This window comes from Streptomyces sp. AcH 505, from assembly GCF_000818175.1.
Taxonomy (GTDB): domain Bacteria; phylum Actinomycetota; class Actinomycetes; order Streptomycetales; family Streptomycetaceae; genus Streptomyces.
This window is the reverse complement of the sequence record NZ_JTIY01000001.1, coordinates 1,762,721-1,779,920: the sequence shown is the minus strand read 5'-3', so window position 1 is coordinate 1,779,920 and position 17,200 is coordinate 1,762,721. Positions and strand designations below refer to the sequence as shown.

Here is a 17,200-nt window from a genome sequence, read left to right as displayed (position 1 = left end):
TGCGCCAGCCGCGGGCGGGCGGCGCGGCGCCCAGCCCGACGGCCCCGCCGGCTACACCCGCAGTTCGCGTTCCTGTTCCTCGACCACCAGCTCGACGAAGTCCGCGACCGCCGTGCGCACGTCGTCCGGCGTCCACTCCAGGCCGGCCGCCGCCACCGTCACCTCGGTCATCGCGACGCCGGGCAGCGCTGTGCCGGGCGCGCTCCAGTGGCCGAACAGCGCCACCTTCGTCTCCTCCGCCTGGCGCAGCGACGCCTCGTTCAGCACCCGCTGCCCGAACGGCAGCCACACCTGGAACTGATGCGTGTGCGGCGGGTCGGGGTGCACCCGGAACCACGGGGCCGCCGAAGCGGCGAACCCCTCGGCGAGCGCCGTGGCCACCACGCGCGCGTGCGCCACGTACGACGGCAGCCGGGGCAGTTCACGGTCGAGGCCCACCAGGGCGGCGAGCGCCGCCGGGTACTGCTGGTAGAGCTGGCCGCCGTAGCGGTGGCGCCAGACCCGGGCCTCGTCGACCAGGCTCTCCGAGCCGGCGAGCATCGCGCCGGACAGACCGCCCAGGGACTTGTAGAACGACACGTACACGCTGTCGGCGAGCCCCGCGATGTCGGCGAGCGGGCGGCCGAAGTGCGTCACGGTCTCCCACAGCCGGGCGCCGTCGAAGTGCACGACGGCGTCCCGCTCGCGCGCCGCGTCCACCACGTCGATCAGCTCGTCCCAGGACGGCAGCACGAACCCCGCGTCCCGCAGAGGCAGTTCCAGCATCAGCGTGCCGAAGGGCTCACCGAGGTCGCGGACCTCGTCGGCGGTCGGCAGCCGGGGCTCCCGGGTCGGATGGACCGTACGCACGCCGCTGACGGTCGGCAGCGCGCCCTCCTCGTGGACCTCGGGGTGGGCGAGCGGATGGATCGCCACGACCGGGTTGCCGGTACGCCCCGCCCAGCAGCGCAGCGCCACCTGCTGCGCCATCGTGCCCGTCGGGAAGAACGCGGCGGCGTCCGTCTCCAGCAGTTCCGCGACCCGGCGCTCCAGCTCGGCGACGACCCCGTCGCCGTAGATGTCGGGCGAGGCCGCCATGTCGTACACCGAAGCGCCGTCCTCGGCGAGAGCGGTGAGGCATTCGCCCATCGACCGGTCCCAGGCACCCCGCGCCAGCACCCGCTCGGCGCCGCGGTGCGCGGCCCGCCTGCGCCGGCCGGCGTCCCGCTTCGAGGCCGTACCGTCCTGTTCCGGCTGTTCGGCCGCCTGCTCGCTCGTGTCACCCATGAGCCGATCATCGCGCAGCCGCCGCCCGTTTCCCAGCCCGGTCCGTGTGCCCAGGAAAGTGCCCTGTGCGCTGGCGTAGCATGGCCAGAAATCGTCCGGTACCCCCCGCGGACTGGAACGGAAGGCCCCGCCGCGTGAACCCCAGAGCAGCACAGGAACCTCTCGATCCCCGGGACCGGCCCGCCCGTCTGACCGTCGGTGTGGTCGGTGCGGGACGGGTGGGGCCGGCCCTCGCAGCGGCGCTGCGGCAGGCCGGGCACCGCCCCGTCGCCGTGTCCGGCGTCTCGGACGCCTCCGTACGCAGAGCGGCGGAGCTGCTGCCCGACGTGCCGCTGGTGACCCCCGCCGACGTGTTCGCACGCGCCGAGCTGGTCCTGCTGACCGTCCCCGACGACGCGCTGCCCGGACTGGTCGAAGGGCTCGCCGAGACCGGCGCCGTACGGCCGGGGCAGCTCCTCGTCCACACCTCGGGGCGCTACGGCGCCCGGGTCCTCGACCCGGCCCTGCGCGCGGGGGCCCTGCCGCTCGCGCTGCACCCCGCGATGACCTTCACCGGCACCTCCGTGGACGTGCAGCGGCTGGCGGGCTGCTCCTTCGGCGTCACCGCCCCCGACGAGCTGCGGCTGGCCGCCGAGGCGCTGGTCATCGAGATGGGCGGCGAACCCGAGTGGATCGCCGAGGAGTCCCGCCCGCTCTACCACGCGGCCCTGGCGCTCGGCGCGAACCACCTGGTCACGCTGGTGGCCCAGTCGATGGAACTGCTCAGGACCGCGGGCGTCGCCGCCCCCGACCGGATGCTCGGCCCGCTGCTCGGCGCGGCCCTCGACAACGCCCTGCGCTCCGGCGACAGCGCCCTGACAGGACCGGTCGCGCGCGGCGACGCGGGCACGGTCGCCGCGCACGTCAGCGAGTTGCGCAAGCACGCGCCCGGCGCCGTCGCCGGCTATCTCGCGATGGCCCGTACGACGGCGGACCGCGCGCTCGCGCACGGGCTGCTCAAGCCGGAGCTGGCCGAAGACCTGCTCGACGCCCTTTCCGACGACGCCCCCGCGGACGGAGACAGCCGATGACCCCCCTCGCACTCGCGCCCACCCGCGCCGATCTGCACCGGCTGCTGGCCGCCGCCGAAGGCCGCGGTCGAACGGCGGCGGTGTTCACCATGGGCGCGCTCCACGAGGGCCACGCCAGCCTGGTGCGCGCGGCGCGCGAAGCCGTCGGGCCCGCCGGGTTCGTGATCGTCACCGTCTTCGTCAACCCTCTCCAGTTCGGCGCGGGCGAAGACCTCGACCGCTACCCGCGCACCCTCGAAGCCGACCTGAAGACCGTGGAGGCGGCGGGCGCCGACGCCGTGTTCGCCCCGCCGGTCGACGAGGTCTACCCGGGCGGCGCCCCGCAGATCACCATTGCCGCCGGGCCCATGGGGGAGCGCTACGAAGGCGCGTCACGCCCCGGGCACTTCGACGGCATGCTCACCGTCGTCGCCAAACTGCTCCATCTCACCGCGCCCGACGTGGTGTTCTTCGGCGCGAAGGACGCCCAGCAGGTCGCGCTGGTACGCCGGATGGTCGCCGACCTGAACTTCCCCGTCGAGGTCGTCGCCGCTCCGACGGTCCGTCAGGACGACGGGCTGGCCCTGTCCAGCCGTAACCGCTACCTGTCCGACGCCGAGCGGCGGACCGCACTCACGCTCTCCCGGGCCCTGTTCGCGGGCCGCGACCGGCTCGCGGCGGCGGAGCCGGCAGGGCCCGACGCCGTACGGGCCGCCGCCCGCGCCGTCCTCGACGAGGCGGCGGGCGCCGAACCGCCCCTGGACCTCGACTATCTGGCCTTGGTCGACCCGGCCGACTTCACCGAGGCCGCCGAAGGCCACACGGGCGAGGCGATCCTCGCCGTGGCGGCGAAAGTCGGCACCACCCGGCTGATCGACAACATCAGCCTGACCTTCGGAGCCCGCACGTGAACGGAATACGGCTGACAGCGCCCGCACCCGGATGGGCGGTCGACGCGGACGTCGTCGTCGTGGGCTCCGGCGTCGCCGGACTCACCGCGGCCCTGCGCTGCACCGCCGCCGGACTGCGTACGGTCGTCGTCACCAAGGCCCGGCTGGACGACGGCTCCACCCGCTGGGCGCAGGGCGGGATCGCCGCCGCGCTCGGCGAGGGCGACACCCCCGAGCAGCACCTGGACGACACGCTCGTCGCGGGCGCCGGCCTGTGCGACGAGGACGCCGTACGGACCCTCGTCACCGAAGGCCCCGCCGCCGTACGCCGGCTGATCGAGACCGGCGCCCACTTCGACCTGTCGGACGCAGGCGACCTCCAGCTCACCCGCGAAGGCGGCCACCACCGGCGCCGTATCGCCCACGCGGGCGGCGACGCGACGGGCGCCGAGGTCTCCCGCGCCCTGGTCGATGCGGTACGCGGCGCCGCGCTCACCACGGTCGAGAACGCCCTGGCGCTCGACCTGCTCACGGACGAGCAGGGCCGTACGTCGGGCGTGACCCTCCATGTCATGGGCGAGGGCCAGCACGACGGCGTGGGGGCCGTCCTCGCCCCCGCCGTGATCCTGGCGACCGGCGGCATGGGCCAGGTCTTCTCGGCCACCACCAACCCCCCGGTCTCCACCGGCGACGGCGTCGCGCTCGCGCTGCGCGCAGGGGCCGAGGTCTCGGACCTGGAGTTCGTGCAGTTCCACCCGACGGTGCTGTTCCTGGGCGCGGGCGCGGAGGGCCAGCAGCCGCTGGTCTCCGAGGCGGTACGGGGCGAGGGCGCCCATCTCGTGGACGCCGACGGGGTGCGCTTCATGCTCGACCAGCACGAACTGGCCGAGCTGGCGCCGCGCGACATCGTCGCCAAGGCGATCACGCGCAGGATGCTGGAGCAGGGCGCCGAGCACATGTACCTGGACGCGCGGCACTTCGGCGCCGAGATGTGGGAGACCCGCTTCCCCACGATCCTGGCGGCCTGCCGCGCGCACGGCATCGACCCGGTCACCGAACCGATCCCGGTGGCGCCCGCGGCCCACTACGCGTCCGGCGGCGTCCGCACCGACCTGCGCGGCCGTACGACGGTGCCGGGGCTGTACGCGTGCGGCGAGGTGGCGTGCACGGGCGTGCACGGCGCGAACAGGCTGGCGTCCAACTCGCTGCTGGAGGGACTGGTGTTCGCGGAGCGCATCGCGGCGGACATCACGGAGCACCACGCGTCCACAACCAAAGAGCACCGCTCTCCTGAAGCGGGTGTCACGGCTTTCGAACTGGCCGGTCCCCCGCTGCCCCTCGTCGCCCCCGAGGCCCGGCTCGCCATCCAGCGGATCATGTCCGAGGGCGCGGGCGTCCTGCGCTCCGCCCGGAGTCTGGGCGCCGCCGCCGAGGCGCTGGAGGCCGTCCACCAGGACGTCCCGTACGCCGACGGCAAGGCGGCCGAGCCCGGTGTCGACTCCTGGGAGACGACCAACCTCCTCTGCGTCGCCCAGGTGCTGGTCGCCGCCGCCCAGCGGCGCGAGGAGACCCGTGGCTGCCACTGGCGCGAAGACCGGCCCGACCGGGACGACGCGCACTGGCGCCGGCACCTGGTCGTACGCCTGACGTCCGATCAGGGCCGCGACCAGAGCCAGGCCCAGGGGCTCGTGGTCACCCGTACCGAAGGATCCGGGTTCCCGCCCGTGTCACCCTCCGCCGCACCGTCCCCGTTCACCCTTCCCGCCGACGTCCCCAGGGAGCCGTAACCGTGAGCACGCCCGAAGAAAATCAGCGTCCCGAGCCGGTGGCCGTACCGCTGATCCAGATCGGCGCCCCGGCCGCCTCGGCGTCCGCCGGTGCCTGCGGCGACGGCTGCGCCTGTTCCACCGGCGACGAGGGGTTCAGCCTCGACGACCTGGAGTGCGGCCTCGACCCCGCGCTCGCCCGGCTGCTCGCCGAGGCGGGCCTGGACCCCGTCCAGGTCGAGGACGTCGCGCACGTGGCCATCGAGGAAGACCTCGACCACGGCATCGACGTGACGACGGCGGCGACCGTCCCCGAGGACGCCGTGGCCACCGGCGACTTCACCGCGCGTGAGGCAGGCACCGTCGCCGGTCTGCACATCGCCGAGGCCGTGCTGTCCGTCGTCTGCTCCGACGAGTTCGAGGTGGAGCGGCACGCGGCCGACGGCGACCGGGTCGAGGCGGGCCAGAAGCTGCTCAGCGTCACCACCCGCACCCGCGACCTGCTCACCGCCGAGCGCAGCGCGCTCAACCTGCTGTGCCGGCTGTCCGGCATCGCGACCGCCACCCGCGCCTGGGCCGACGTGCTCGAAGGCAGCCACGCCAAGGTCCGCGACACCCGCAAGACGACGCCGGGGCTGCGCGCCCTGGAGAAGTTCGCGGTGCGCTGCGGCGGCGGGGTCAACCACCGGATGTCGCTCTCCGACGCCGCGCTGGTCAAGGACAACCACGTCGTCGCCGCGGGCGGGGTGGCCGAGGCGTTCAAGGCCGTCCGCGCGCAGTACCCGGACCTGGCGATCGAGGTCGAGGTCGACACCCTCCACCAGGTGCGCGAGGTGCTCGAAGCGGGCGCCGACCTGATCCTGCTGGACAACTTCACCCCGGAGGAGACGGCGGAGGCGGTGGCGATCGTCGACGGCCGGGCCTTCCTGGAGTCCTCGGGACGGCTCGCGCTGGAGAACGCCCGCGCCTACGCGGAGACCGGCGTCGACTATCTGTCGGTCGGCGCCCTCACCCACTCGTCCCCGATCCTCGACATCGGTCTCGACCTGCGTGAAGCGGACGGGACGACGAGCTGATGCTGCTCACCATCGACGTGGGCAACACCCACACCGTGCTCGGTCTGTTCGACGGTGAGGAGATCGTCGAGCACTGGCGGATCTCCACCGACGCCCGCCGCACCGCCGACGAGCTGGCGGTGCTCCTCCAGGGCCTGATGTCCATGCACCCGCTGCTCGGCGACGACCTGGGCGACGGGGTCAGCGGTATCGCGATCTGCTCGACGGTCCCGTCCGTGCTGCACGAGCTGCGCGAGGTGACCCGCCGCTACTACGGCGACGTGCCCGCCGTCCTGGTCGAGCCCGGCATCAAGACGGGCGTGCCGATCCTGATGGACAACCCGAAGGAGGTCGGCGCCGACCGCATCATCAACGCGGTCGCCGCCGTCGATCTGTACGGCGGTCCCGCGATCGTCGTCGACTTCGGTACGGCGACGACGTTCGACGCGGTCAGCGCCCGCGGCGAGTACGCGGGCGGTGTCATCGCGCCCGGCATCGAGATCTCCGTCGAGGCGCTCGGCGTCAGGGGCGCCCAGCTCCGCAAGATCGAGCTGGCCAGGCCGCGCAGCGTGATCGGCAAGAACACCGTCGAGGCGATGCAGTCCGGCATCCTGTACGGCTTCGCCGGGCAGGTCGACGGGGTGGTCGCGCGGATGGCGCGCGAGCTGGCCGACGACCCCGACGAGGTCACGGTCATCGCGACGGGCGGGCTGGCCCCGATGGTGCTGGGCGAGGCCTCGGTGATCGACGAGCACGAGCCGTGGCTGACCCTGATCGGGCTGCGCCTGGTGTACGAGAGGAACGTCGCCCGGATGTGAGCGGGGTGGGCGCTGTGCGAGCCGGGGGCCGGTGCGAACCGGGAGCCTGTGCGAGCCGCGCCCACCAATGAACGTTAAACGGATTTTGTCCGGTTCGGTGCGTAAGGTCGCCGCATGCCCACGCCATACGGATTCCGCGGCGGCATGGCGTTCGGCGCTGACGAGCTGCGTGTGCTCCGACGCGCCCTCGCTGTCGCCCTCGACCCCGCCCCGCTTCCTGACGACGCCGTACGGGACTGTCTGACGCTCGCCAGGTCCGTCGACGAGGCGGACCAGGAGGCAGGCCGGCTGCGCGCGTTCCTCGTCGCCGACCTCGCGAGGTACCGCGCCGCCCTGCCCGGCTCGCTCAGCGGCTATCTGGAACTGCTTCAGGACGCGCTGGCCGTCGGGTACCAGGCCCGGCCCGACGACCTCGCGGCGCTGCGCGCCCTGCGCGGCAACCCCGCGGCAGCCGCACTGCTGGAGCGGTGCCGCGCCGCCCGGGTGCTGACGCTCGTCGGGGCGGCCGAAGGGCCGCACAAGCCCGAGCAGCCCGAGCCGAAGGAACCGAACCGGCCGGACGGGCCGAAGCCGGGGGAGCGCCCCGCGCCCGGCCGTCCGATGCCCAAGCCGTCCGAGGTCTTCCCGCCACGCCGCCGTCCGGCGCCCCCGCCGGAGGAACTGGCCGCGGGGTAGCTAGTCTGGTCGGTATGGACTATGTATCCGCGCTTGTGCCCCCCGTGGTGATGGCTACTTTCTTCATCTTCCTGGTCCGGACGATCGTCAAGAGCCAGGGCGGCCCGAACAAGGCGAAGGAAGACGCCGCGGTCGACGCGGCGATCGCACGCGCGGAAGCAGCCGCCCAGCAGAAGTGAGCCGCGGGCCGGCTCGGGGACGTACGACCGGCGCCGGTCGTACGTCCTTTTTGTGCTGTCCGCGCCGTCTGTGCGGTGGATAACTGGCTATTCGGACATCTCGCACTAGGGTGACGGTGTGCCCCGTCAATTGGGAGACCTGGAAGACGCCGTCATGACTCGCGTCTGGCAATGGAACCGTCCGGTCACCGTCAGGGAAGTCCTCGAAGACCTTCAGCGGGAACGGTCCATCGCCTACACGACCGTCATGACCGTAATGGACAATCTCCATCAGAAGGGCTGGGTGCGCAGGGAAGTCGACGGCCGCGCCTATAGATATACGGCGGTCTCCACCCGCGCCGCCTACGCGGCGGCTCTCATGAACGAGGCATGGGGGAAGAGTGACAACCCCGCGGCCGCGCTAGTCGCCTTCTTCGGCATGATGTCGGCCGAGCAGCGCACGGCTCTGCAGGACGCCGTGCGTATGGTGCGCGTCGAACCGGAAGAGGATCCGGAAGCCGGGGACGAGCCCGCCGACGGGGGAGCGGACGCGGGGCGATAGCGTCCCGGTCATGTCCTCAGTGCTTCCGCTTCCCAATGCCGCCGCAAATGCCGTCACCGTCCGGCGCGCCAGGACCAGGGATGTACCCGCTGTCCGCCGACTCGTCGACGCTTACGTGGGCGAAGGCATCCTCCTCGACAAAGCGCCGGTGACCCTTTACGAGGACATCCAGGAGTTCTGGGTGGCGGAACGCGCCGAGGACGCGAGTGTCATCGGCTGCGGAGCCCTTCATGTGATGTGGGAAGACCTCGCGGAAGTGCGCACGCTGGCGGTGGATCCTGCGGTCAAGGGCCTCGGAGTGGGCCATCAACTGCTGGACAAGCTGCTGGAGACGGCACGCTGGCTCGGAGTGCGCCGGGTATTCTGCCTCACCTTCGAAGTCGACTTCTTCGGCAAGCGCGGGTTCGTGGAGATCGGTGAGACACCGGTCGACCGAGATGTCTACCGGGAGCTGCTGCGTTCCTATGACGAGGGTGTTGCCGAGTTCCTGGGTCTCGAACGAGTGAAGCCGAACACCTTGGGCAACAGTCGGATGCTTCTGCACCTGTGACAGCGGAACCTACGGGATCCCTATGTCCGAATCGCGCACGTTTCCCGTCTTCTTGCGCCTCTGAACCTCTGCCGAGGGTTTGTGTTTTTCGGAGAAAAGCGGTTTCCTTTCCGCGTACTGCATTTTCGATGAAAGGAAATCCGGTGGCACAGAAGGTTCAGGTCCTTCTTGTCGATGACCTCGACGGCGGCGAGGCGGACGAGACCGTCACGTTCGCGCTCGACGGCAAGACCTACGAGATCGACCTCACGACTGCCAATGCGGACAAGCTCCGTGGGCTGCTCGATCCTTACACCAAGAGTGGCCGCCGTACCGGTGGCCGTGCGGCGGGTGGCCGCGGGAAGGGCCGCGTCGCCACCGGTGGGAACAAGGACACCGCGGAAATCCGCAAGTGGGCCAAGGACAACGGCTACAGCGTGAACGACCGCGGCCGTGTTCCCGCCGAGATCCGCGAGGCTTACGAGAAGGCCAACGGCTGACCATTCGCACGAATATTTCCGCCGGAGAGCAGTCGGGCCCGGTGGCACTCCGTCGCCGCCGCGTCCACGAGTCGTACGAGATCGGGGGCACCCCCACCCCTGCCCCCGCTGCGAGCGCCGTCACCGAACGGCGCCAGGACCGGCAGTGCCGGTACCACCTCGCGTCCAGGCTCGGGGGGCCGCACCCATACGGCGGCCCCCTGCGCGGCGGCGTACGGCCACCGCGGCGGCGTGGGCGCCCGCATCAGCCCGCCGGCGCCCAGCGCCGTGAGACCCAGCTCGATGCCGCCCCACTCCAGCCAGCTGAGCAGTCCGGGCAGCTCCTCCGCGCTTCCCGCCGCCACCAGGAACCGCAGCAGCCGCCGGTCGCCGCTGAGCGCCACCGGGCCCGTGCGGCCGATTCTGCGCAGGACGGCCGCGCCCGCACCGGCCGGCATCTCCAGGACGTCGAAACTCAGCCCGGTTCTCAGCCGCAGCGGGGAGCCTTCCCGCGCCGCCCAGCCGAGTTCGTGCTCGTACCACCGCGCCGCGCCGTCGAGCGGGCCGCGCGGATGCGGGACTGTGGAGGCCATACCCCCAGCAACTCCCGATCGCGGCGCGGAGTTACGCTGTGTCGGCGACCGTTCGCACTGAGTATCCGGTATTGGGGCGTGCGGGAGCATTCGGGAGTGCAATGGTGTTCGCCCGTAGCGGAGGGAAACCGTGCGCGCCGCATGGACTGTCCGTGCTTGCGGGTAAGACATTCCTAGTGGGGAGGGGCGACACGCTGTCCCGGGCGTCTCACGTTCGCCATCGGCGTAGTGATGGTGAGGGTATGTGGCTGGCCTGGGGGAACATCGTCTCGCACCATCAGGTTGGAGCTGTTGTCAGCTGTTCGGGATGAACGTCCCTTGTCGTAGCGTGGGTGTTCCGGACGGATCCGGCAGTTGGAATGAGCGGTCCCCGCTTGCGGGACTAAGCTGCGGAAGGACAGGGAGGGGACCGACCCCTTTACTGCCTGACCGCTCTGAGGAGCGATTAACGATGTTCGAGAGGTTCACCGACCGCGCGCGGCGGGTTGTCGTCCTGGCTCAGGAAGAAGCCCGGATGCTCAACCACAACTACATCGGCACCGAGCACATCCTCCTGGGCCTGATCCACGAGGGTGAGGGTGTCGCCGCTAAGGCCCTGGAGAGCCTCGGGATTTCGCTCGAGGCGGTCCGCCAGCAGGTGGAGGAGATCATCGGTCAGGGCCAGCAGGCCCCGTCCGGGCACATCCCCTTCACCCCCCGTGCCAAGAAGGTCCTGGAGCTGTCGCTCCGCGAGGCCCTTCAGCTGGGCCACAACTACATCGGCACGGAGCACATCCTGCTCGGCCTGATCCGCGAGGGCGAGGGCGTCGCAGCCCAGGTCCTCGTGAAGCTGGGCGCCGATCTCAACCGGGTGCGGCAGCAGGTCATCCAGCTGCTCTCCGGATACCAGGGCAAAGAGGCCGCCACAGCCGGCGGTCCTGCCGAGGGCACGCCCTCCACGTCCCTGGTCCTCGACCAGTTCGGCCGGAATCTCACCCAGGCCGCTCGTGAGTCCAAGCTCGACCCGGTCATCGGGCGCGAGAAGGAGATCGAGCGGGTCATGCAGGTGCTGTCCCGCCGTACGAAGAACAACCCCGTGCTCATCGGCGAGCCCGGCGTCGGCAAGACGGCGGTCGTCGAAGGCCTCGCACAGGCCATCGTCAAGGGCGAGGTGCCCGAGACCCTGAAGGACAAGCACCTCTACACGCTGGACCTCGGCGCGCTGGTGGCGGGCTCCCGCTACCGCGGTGACTTCGAGGAGCGGCTGAAGAAGGTCCTCAAGGAGATCCGCACCCGCGGCGACATCATCCTGTTCATCGACGAGCTCCACACCCTGGTGGGTGCGGGCGCCGCCGAGGGCGCGATCGACGCCGCCTCGATCCTGAAGCCGATGCTGGCCCGTGGCGAGCTGCAGACGATCGGTGCCACGACGCTCGACGAGTACCGCAAGCACCTGGAGAAGGACGCGGCCCTTGAGCGCCGTTTCCAGCCGATCCAGGTGGCCGAGCCGTCGCTGCCGCACACGATCGAGATCCTCAAGGGTCTGCGCGACCGTTACGAGGCGCACCACCGCGTGTCCATCACGGACTCCGCGCTGGTCGCCGCCGCGACGTTGGCCGACCGGTACATCTCGGACCGCTTCCTGCCGGACAAGGCGATCGACCTGATCGACGAGGCCGGCTCCCGGATGCGTATCCGCCGGATGACCGCGCCGCCGGACCTCCGCGAGTTCGACGAGAAGATCGCGGGCGTGCGCCGCGACAAGGAGTCGGCGATCGACTCCCAGGACTTCGAGAAGGCAGCCTCTCTCCGCGACAAGGAGAAGCAGCTGCTGGCGGCGAAGACCAAGCGCGAGAAGGAGTGGAAGGCCGGCGACATGGACGTCGTCGCCGAGGTGGACGAGGAGCTGATCGCCGAGGTCCTGGCGACGGCCACCGGCATCCCGGTCTTCAAGCTCACCGAGGAGGAGTCCTCGCGGCTGCTCCGCATGGAGGACGAGCTCCACAAGCGCGTCATCGGCCAGAAGGACGCCATCAAGGCGCTCTCGCAGGCCATCCGCCGTACGCGAGCGGGTCTGAAGGACCCGAAGCGCCCCGGTGGCTCGTTCATCTTCGCCGGCCCGTCCGGCGTCGGTAAGACCGAGCTGTCCAAGACGCTCGCCGAATTCCTCTTCGGCGACGAGGACGCGCTGATCTCCCTCGACATGTCGGAGTTCAGCGAGAAGCACACGGTTTCCCGTCTCTTCGGTTCGCCCCCCGGTTACGTGGGCTACGAGGAGGGCGGCCAGCTCACCGAGAAGGTCCGCAGGAAGCCGTTCTCCGTCGTTCTCTTCGACGAGGTCGAGAAGGCCCACCCCGATATCTTCAATTCCCTGCTCCAGGTTCTGGAGGACGGTCGCCTGACCGACTCCCAGGGCCGGGTCGTGGACTTCAAGAACACGGTCATCATCATGACGACCAACCTCGGGACCCGGGACATCTCCAAGGGGTTCAACCTGGGCTTCGCCGCCCAGGGCGACACCAAGTCGAACTACGAGCGGATGAAGAACAAGGTCAACGAAGAGCTCAAGCAGCACTTCAGGCCCGAGTTCCTCAACCGTGTCGACGACACGATCGTCTTCCACCAGCTCACCGAGGAAGACATCATCCAGATCGTCGATCTTGAGGTCGCCAAGGTGGACGAGCGTCTGAAGGACCGGGACATGGGCCTTGAGCTCAGCCCGGCCGCGAAGTCGCTCCTCGCCAAGAAGGGTTACGACCCCGTGCTGGGCGCCCGGCCGCTGCGCCGGACCATCCAGCGCGAGATCGAGGACTCGCTCTCCGAGAAGATCCTCTTCGGGGAGCTGCGCCCCGGCCACATCGTGGTCGTGGGAGCCGAGGGCGAGGGCGAGGCGGAGAAGTTCACCTTCCGTGGCGAGGAGAAGTCGGCCCTGCCGGACGCTCCTCCGATCGAGCAGGCGGCCGGCGGTGCCGGACCGAACCTGACCAAGGAAGCGTGACGCTCGCTCCGAGCTGAACGACTGAAGGGGCTGCCCCGGACCGTACGGTCCGGGGCAGCCCCTTTTCCGCTGTGCCCAGGTGCCTCGCGGCGCGCTCAGGCCGGCAGTACCCCGTCGGCGAACGACCGCAGGTCGGCGGTCAGCCGGGCGGCGTGCGTGGCGAACATGCCGTGGCCGCCGTTCTCGTACACCCGCAGGGTCGCGTCGGGCAGCAGCTCCGCCGACCTGCGCCCGGTGAATTCGATCGGCGCCGAGGTGTCGTGCGTGCCGTGCAGGACCAGGGCCGGCAGGCCGATCTCCGGGAGTTCCGGCGTCAGGTCGACGCTCGCTCCGATGTCCTGCATCGCGAGCCCGGCCCGCAGGGTGGAGAGGGCGCAGCGTCCCACCATGTGCCGCACGTACGCGGGGGAGACCTCGTTGCCGGGGAGGTGGGAGGCGAAGAAGGAGTCGGCGCCGCTCTCGAAGAAGTCCAGCCTGTCCCGGCGGAACCAGTCGCTCGACGCCCGTAGCTCGGCGGGTGTCATCCCGTCGGGGTTGGTGGCCGATGCGGCCAGTCCGGGGGCGATGCTCGCCACCAGTGCCAGCCTGGCCACCCGCCCGCGCCCGCCGTACCGGGTGAGGTAGCGGACCGCTTCGACGCCGCCCATGGAGTGGCCGACCAGGGTGACCTCCCGCAGATCGAGCAGGTCCAGCAGGGCGGCGACGTCCGTGGCGAGCGTGTCCAGGTCGAAGCCGTCCCAGACGTCGTCCGAGCGGCCGTGTCCGCGCCGGTCGATGCCGACGCAGCGGTGGCCGGCCTCGGCCAGCGGGACGGTCTGCCGCTCCCACATCTCGGAGCCGAGGTAGCTGCTGCTCAGGAAGACGGTCGTGGGGCCGTTCCGCGGTCCGTGGTCGATGTAGTGCAGCCGGGTGTCGTCGGTCGGCGTGGTGAAGTACGGCATGGTGCTGGCCCTTCCCGTTCGGCTCCGTGGGGCTCCGGTGCGGGATCCATCCTGCGGCGGGGCCTGTCCGGGGTCGATTACGCCGCGGGTAATGCGGGGGCGGGGAAATGCGCCGGGCGACAGGTAAGGCCCTTGGTCCCGAATCGGACAGCCTTAGTGCCCGGCGGCCGTGACAAGGCGCACAGGCGTTTTCCGCGCTACTAGCCGGAATAGTGCCGCATGTTTGGCATTTCGCATTAATCGGTGCATTCGATGCGCCGCATGGACGCGTGGTGGCGGCGTCAAGGGCCGGACTGCCGTGACCGCGGCTACGACGTCATGTCGTAGATGGGCGTTTTGGGGGGAGATGGGCGGTCGGGTTATCAAGGTGTGGTCAGCCCGGCTTCCCGTGCCGGGTCCATTCTTGCCCGGAGGTTCATTCCGTATGTCGCAGCGCACACAGTCCCGTTCTTCCCGCTCGTCCGTCATGCGTACCCGCGCCGTTGTGCTGGCCGCAGGACTGGGTGTGGCGATGGCGTCCGGGGCCGGGGCCGCGTTCGCAGCGACCGGCAGCGATGCCGGCGCCGGCGCCGCCTCGCTCGGTAAGGTGTCCAACGTTTCGGCCGCTTCCGACATTTCGGCCGTCACCGCCGTACAGAAGCAGGCGGACGCGCAGGCCACGGCCGCGGTCCACGCCAAGCAGGCCAAGGTCGCGAAGGCGGCGGCGGTGAAGAAGGCGGCGGCGAAGAAGGCCGCTTCCTGGATCGACCCCGTCTCGAAGTACCAGCTCACGGCGAAGTTCGACGACGCGGGCAACCGCTGGGCGCACAAGCACTCGGGCCAGGACTACGCGGTGCCGATCGGCACCCCCGTGCACGCCGTGCACACCGGCACCGTCGTGAAGGCGGGCGGCAACGGCGCGGGTGACGGTCCGGCCTACGGCAACGCCGTCGTGATCAAGCACTCGAACGGCAAGTACTCGCAGTACGCGCACCTGTCGAAGGTTCAGGTGCACATAGGCGAGCAGGTCAAGACGGGCGAGCAGATCGCCCTGTCCGGCAACACCGGCAACACGACCGGCCCGCACGTGCACTTCGAGATCCGGACGACCCCGAACTACGGCTCGGCGATCAACCCGGTCACGTTCCTGCACTCCGTCGGCGTCAAGGTGTGACGCTCGGATCCGAGCCGGACCGCTGGTAGGCCTGGCTGATCAATTCGATGGCGACCTCAAGGATGGCATTCCGTTTCTCCTCGGGGTCGCCTTCGACGTCCCGCAGGGCGAACATGCCCGCGTGCATCGTGAAGAGCGCCGACGAGCAGCGGACCCGGTCGATCAGTGAGGGTTCCGGGACCAGCAGCAGGCTGGCGAGCCCCATCATGCGGCCCTTGAAAGTCTCGCCGATGCTGAGGTCGCGTACCTCGGCCTGGTTCTCCTGCATGAACCGGAACAGCGGTGTCGCGCCCTGCAGCGCCTCGCTGTAGCGGCGCAGGATCTCCTGCTTGGCCTCCAGCGTCTGGGGCTGTTCCTTCGCCCAGGCGATCAGCTCGTCGAGCGGCCGCGCCAGGTCCTCGAACAGGCTGACCAGGATGTCTTCCTTGGTCTTGAAGTGGTAGTACAGCGCCGCCTTCGTGACGTCGAGCCGTTCGGCGATCTCCCGCAGCGAGGTCTTCTCGTACCCCTGCTCCACGAACAGTTCCAGGGCCACGTCCTGGATCCGCCGGCGGGTGTCCCCCCTACGTGGGTGCTGCGTGCTGCCCATGCGACTCTCCTGAGAATTACTTACTTGACGCCCGGCTAGTACGAGGCTACCTTCCCAGTGTAACCAACTTGCCGGGCGGCAAGTAAGTTCCAGGAAACGAGTGGGGACCATGACTTCTACGGGGAAGCTGTCGAAAGACAAGCCGGCCAAGGCCGAACCTCAGCCGCGCAGCGTACGGGTCGTACTGCTGGCGCTGATGATCGCCATGCTGCTGGCCATGCTGGACAACATGATCGTCGGCACCGCGATGCCGACCATCGTCGGTGAGCTGGGCGGACTGGAACATCTGTCCTGGGTGGTAACCGCGTACACCCTGGCGACGGCGGCGTCGACACCGATCTGGGGCAAGCTCGGCGACCTGTACGGGCGCAAGGGAGTCTTCCTCACCTCGATCGTGATCTTCCTGATCGGCTCCGTGCTGAGCGGTATGGCACAGAACATGAACGAGCTGATCGGCTTCCGGGCCATCCAGGGCCTCGGCGCGGGCGGTCTGATGGTCGGCGTCATGGCGATCATCGGTGACCTCATCCCGCCCCGCGAGCGCGGTAAGTACCAGGGCATGATGGCCGGCGTGATGGCGCTCGCCATGATCGGCGGACCGCTGGTCGGCGGCACCATCACCGACCACCTCGGCTGGCGCTGGAGCTTCTACATCAACATCCCGCTCGGTGCCGTCGCGCTGATCATGATCACGACCGTGCTGCACCTGGAGAAGAAGGACCGCTCCAAGGTCAAGGTCGACTATCTCGGCGCGGGCCTGCTGACCGTCGGCATCACCGCCATCGTGCTCGTCACCACCTGGGGCGGCACGCAGTACGACTGGTCGTCCGCGATCATCATGGAGCTCATCGCGCTGGGTGTCGTCGCCCTCATCGGCTTCGTCGTCGTCCAGACCAGGGCGCCCGAGCCGATCATGCCGCTGCACATCTTCCGCAGCCGCAACTTCACCGTCATGTCGCTGATCGGGTTCGTGACCGGCTTCGTGATGTTCGGCGCGACGCTCTTCCTGCCGCTCTACCAGCAGGCGGTGCAGGGCGCCTCGGCCACCAACTCCGGTCTGCTGCTCCTGCCGATGCTGCTGGCGATGATGGTCATCTCGCTGATCGCGGGACGCGTCACCACCAACACGGGCAAGTACAAGATCTTCCCGATCCTGGGCGGCGGCCTGATGGTCGTCGGTCTCTACCTGCTCTCCACGATGGACACCGACACCAGCCGGCTGACCTCCGGCATCTACATGGCCGTGCTCGGCGCGGGCATGGGCTTCCTGATGCAGATCACGATGCTTGTCGCGCAGAACAGCGTCGAGATGAAGGACATGGGCGTCGCCTCCTCGTCCACGACCCTCTTCCGTACGCTCGGCAGCTCCTTCGGTGTCGCGATCATGGGCGCGCTGTTCACCAGCCGCGTGCAGAACGAGATGGCCGCCAGCGCCCACGCCGCAGGACAGGGCGCACCCGCGCTCCAGTCGGCGCAGCTGGACGCGGCGAGCCTGGCGAAGCTGCCGGACGCGATGCGCGAGGCCTACCAGCACGCGGTGGCGGTCGGTACGCACGCCTCGTTCACCCTGGGCGCTGCCATCGCCGTGATCGCCTTCGCCGCCGCCTGGTTCGTCAAGGAGACCCCGCTCAGGGGCGCCGCCCCCAAGCCCGCCGCCACCGACGGCGCTGCCCCGGCGGCAGCGGCCACGGCCACGGCCG

General features: G+C 70.1%; 17 protein-coding genes. 13 read left to right on the top strand and 4 right to left on the bottom strand.

Annotation, left to right across the window (positions count from 1 at the left end; genetic code table 11):
• Positions 1–51: 51 nt before the first annotated feature.
• A complete protein-coding gene (locus tag HY68_RS08275; RefSeq protein ID WP_041986320.1) occupies positions 52–1,266 on the bottom strand; it encodes a beta-eliminating lyase-related protein in 1,215 nt (404 codons plus the stop codon).
• A 134-nt stretch (positions 1,267–1,400) separates the two neighbouring features.
• Between HY68_RS08275 and HY68_RS08270 the strand changes: the two genes are divergently transcribed.
• The 10 genes from HY68_RS08270 to HY68_RS08225 all read left to right on the top strand — a co-directional run bounded on the left by HY68_RS08270 (position 1,401) and on the right by HY68_RS08225 (position 9,268).
• Positions 1,401–2,336, top strand: a complete 936-nt coding sequence (locus HY68_RS08270) for a DUF2520 domain-containing protein (protein ID WP_041986318.1) — start codon at positions 1,401–1,403, stop codon at positions 2,334–2,336.
• Positions 2,333–3,226, top strand: coding sequence for a pantoate--beta-alanine ligase (gene panC, locus HY68_RS08265; RefSeq protein ID WP_052457040.1), 894 nt, complete (start codon positions 2,333–2,335; stop codon positions 3,224–3,226). Before HY68_RS08270 ends, panC begins: the two co-directional genes overlap by 4 nt.
• Positions 3,223–4,992, top strand: a complete 1,770-nt coding sequence (locus HY68_RS08260; protein ID WP_041986315.1) for an L-aspartate oxidase — start codon at positions 3,223–3,225, stop codon at positions 4,990–4,992. Before panC ends, HY68_RS08260 begins: the two co-directional genes overlap by 4 nt.
• 2 nt (positions 4,993–4,994) lie before the next feature.
• On the top strand, positions 4,995–6,047 hold the full coding sequence (nadC, locus tag HY68_RS08255; RefSeq protein WP_041986312.1) for a carboxylating nicotinate-nucleotide diphosphorylase: 1,053 nt from the start codon (positions 4,995–4,997) through the stop codon (positions 6,045–6,047).
• On the top strand, positions 6,047–6,844 hold the full coding sequence (locus tag HY68_RS08250) for a type III pantothenate kinase (protein WP_041986308.1): 798 nt from the start codon (positions 6,047–6,049) through the stop codon (positions 6,842–6,844). The genes nadC and HY68_RS08250 overlap by 1 nt, the downstream gene beginning before the upstream one ends.
• A 144-nt stretch (positions 6,845–6,988) precedes the next feature.
• Positions 6,989–7,519 carry a hypothetical protein gene (locus HY68_RS08245; protein WP_041986303.1) on the top strand — a complete coding sequence of 177 codons (531 nt, stop codon included), beginning with the start codon at positions 6,989–6,991 and terminating at the stop codon, positions 7,517–7,519.
• 14 nt (positions 7,520–7,533) lie between these two features.
• Positions 7,534–7,698, top strand: a complete 165-nt coding sequence (locus tag HY68_RS43585; RefSeq protein ID WP_041986299.1) for a hypothetical protein — start codon at positions 7,534–7,536, stop codon at positions 7,696–7,698.
• A 118-nt stretch (positions 7,699–7,816) separates the two neighbouring features.
• Positions 7,817–8,239, top strand: a complete 423-nt coding sequence (locus HY68_RS08235) for a BlaI/MecI/CopY family transcriptional regulator (RefSeq protein WP_078863482.1) — start codon at positions 7,817–7,819, stop codon at positions 8,237–8,239.
• A gap of 10 nt (positions 8,240–8,249) precedes the next feature.
• Complete coding sequence (locus tag HY68_RS08230) at positions 8,250–8,789, top strand: amino-acid N-acetyltransferase (RefSeq protein WP_078863481.1); 540 nt, start codon at positions 8,250–8,252, stop codon at positions 8,787–8,789.
• Between the two features lie 143 nt (positions 8,790–8,932).
• Positions 8,933–9,268, top strand: a complete 336-nt coding sequence (locus HY68_RS08225; protein WP_041986287.1) for an Lsr2 family protein — start codon at positions 8,933–8,935, stop codon at positions 9,266–9,268.
• On the opposite strand, the gene HY68_RS08220 is transcribed toward HY68_RS08225, so the two are convergent.
• Positions 9,247–9,840 (bottom strand): SCO3374 family protein, encoded by a 594-nt coding sequence (locus HY68_RS08220; protein WP_041986285.1) that lies wholly within the window; start codon positions 9,838–9,840, stop codon positions 9,247–9,249. The genes HY68_RS08225 and HY68_RS08220 overlap by 22 nt on opposite strands.
• A gap of 451 nt (positions 9,841–10,291) precedes the next feature.
• On the opposite strand from HY68_RS08220, the gene HY68_RS08215 reads away from it, so the two are divergent.
• Positions 10,292–12,817, top strand: coding sequence for an ATP-dependent Clp protease ATP-binding subunit (locus tag HY68_RS08215; RefSeq protein WP_041986281.1), 2,526 nt, complete (start codon positions 10,292–10,294; stop codon positions 12,815–12,817).
• Between the two features lie 95 nt (positions 12,818–12,912).
• On the opposite strand, the gene HY68_RS08210 is transcribed toward HY68_RS08215, so the two are convergent.
• On the bottom strand, positions 12,913–13,758 hold the full coding sequence (locus HY68_RS08210; RefSeq protein WP_041986278.1) for an alpha/beta hydrolase: 846 nt from the start codon (positions 13,756–13,758) through the stop codon (positions 12,913–12,915).
• Between the two features lie 424 nt (positions 13,759–14,182).
• Between HY68_RS08210 and HY68_RS08205 the strand changes: the two genes are divergently transcribed.
• A complete protein-coding gene (locus HY68_RS08205; RefSeq protein WP_041986273.1) occupies positions 14,183–14,911 on the top strand; it encodes a M23 family metallopeptidase in 729 nt (242 codons plus the stop codon).
• On the opposite strand, the gene HY68_RS08200 is transcribed toward HY68_RS08205, so the two are convergent.
• Positions 14,901–15,500: a TetR/AcrR family transcriptional regulator gene (locus tag HY68_RS08200; protein WP_041986269.1), complete on the bottom strand. Its 600-nt coding sequence runs from the start codon at positions 15,498–15,500 to the stop codon at positions 14,901–14,903. The genes HY68_RS08205 and HY68_RS08200 overlap by 11 nt on opposite strands.
• A gap of 109 nt (positions 15,501–15,609) precedes the next feature.
• Here HY68_RS08200 and HY68_RS43580 point away from each other — a divergent pair.
• Positions 15,610–17,200 (top strand): MDR family MFS transporter (locus HY68_RS43580; RefSeq protein WP_063779625.1); only part of this gene is annotated, 1,591 nt, incomplete at its 3' end.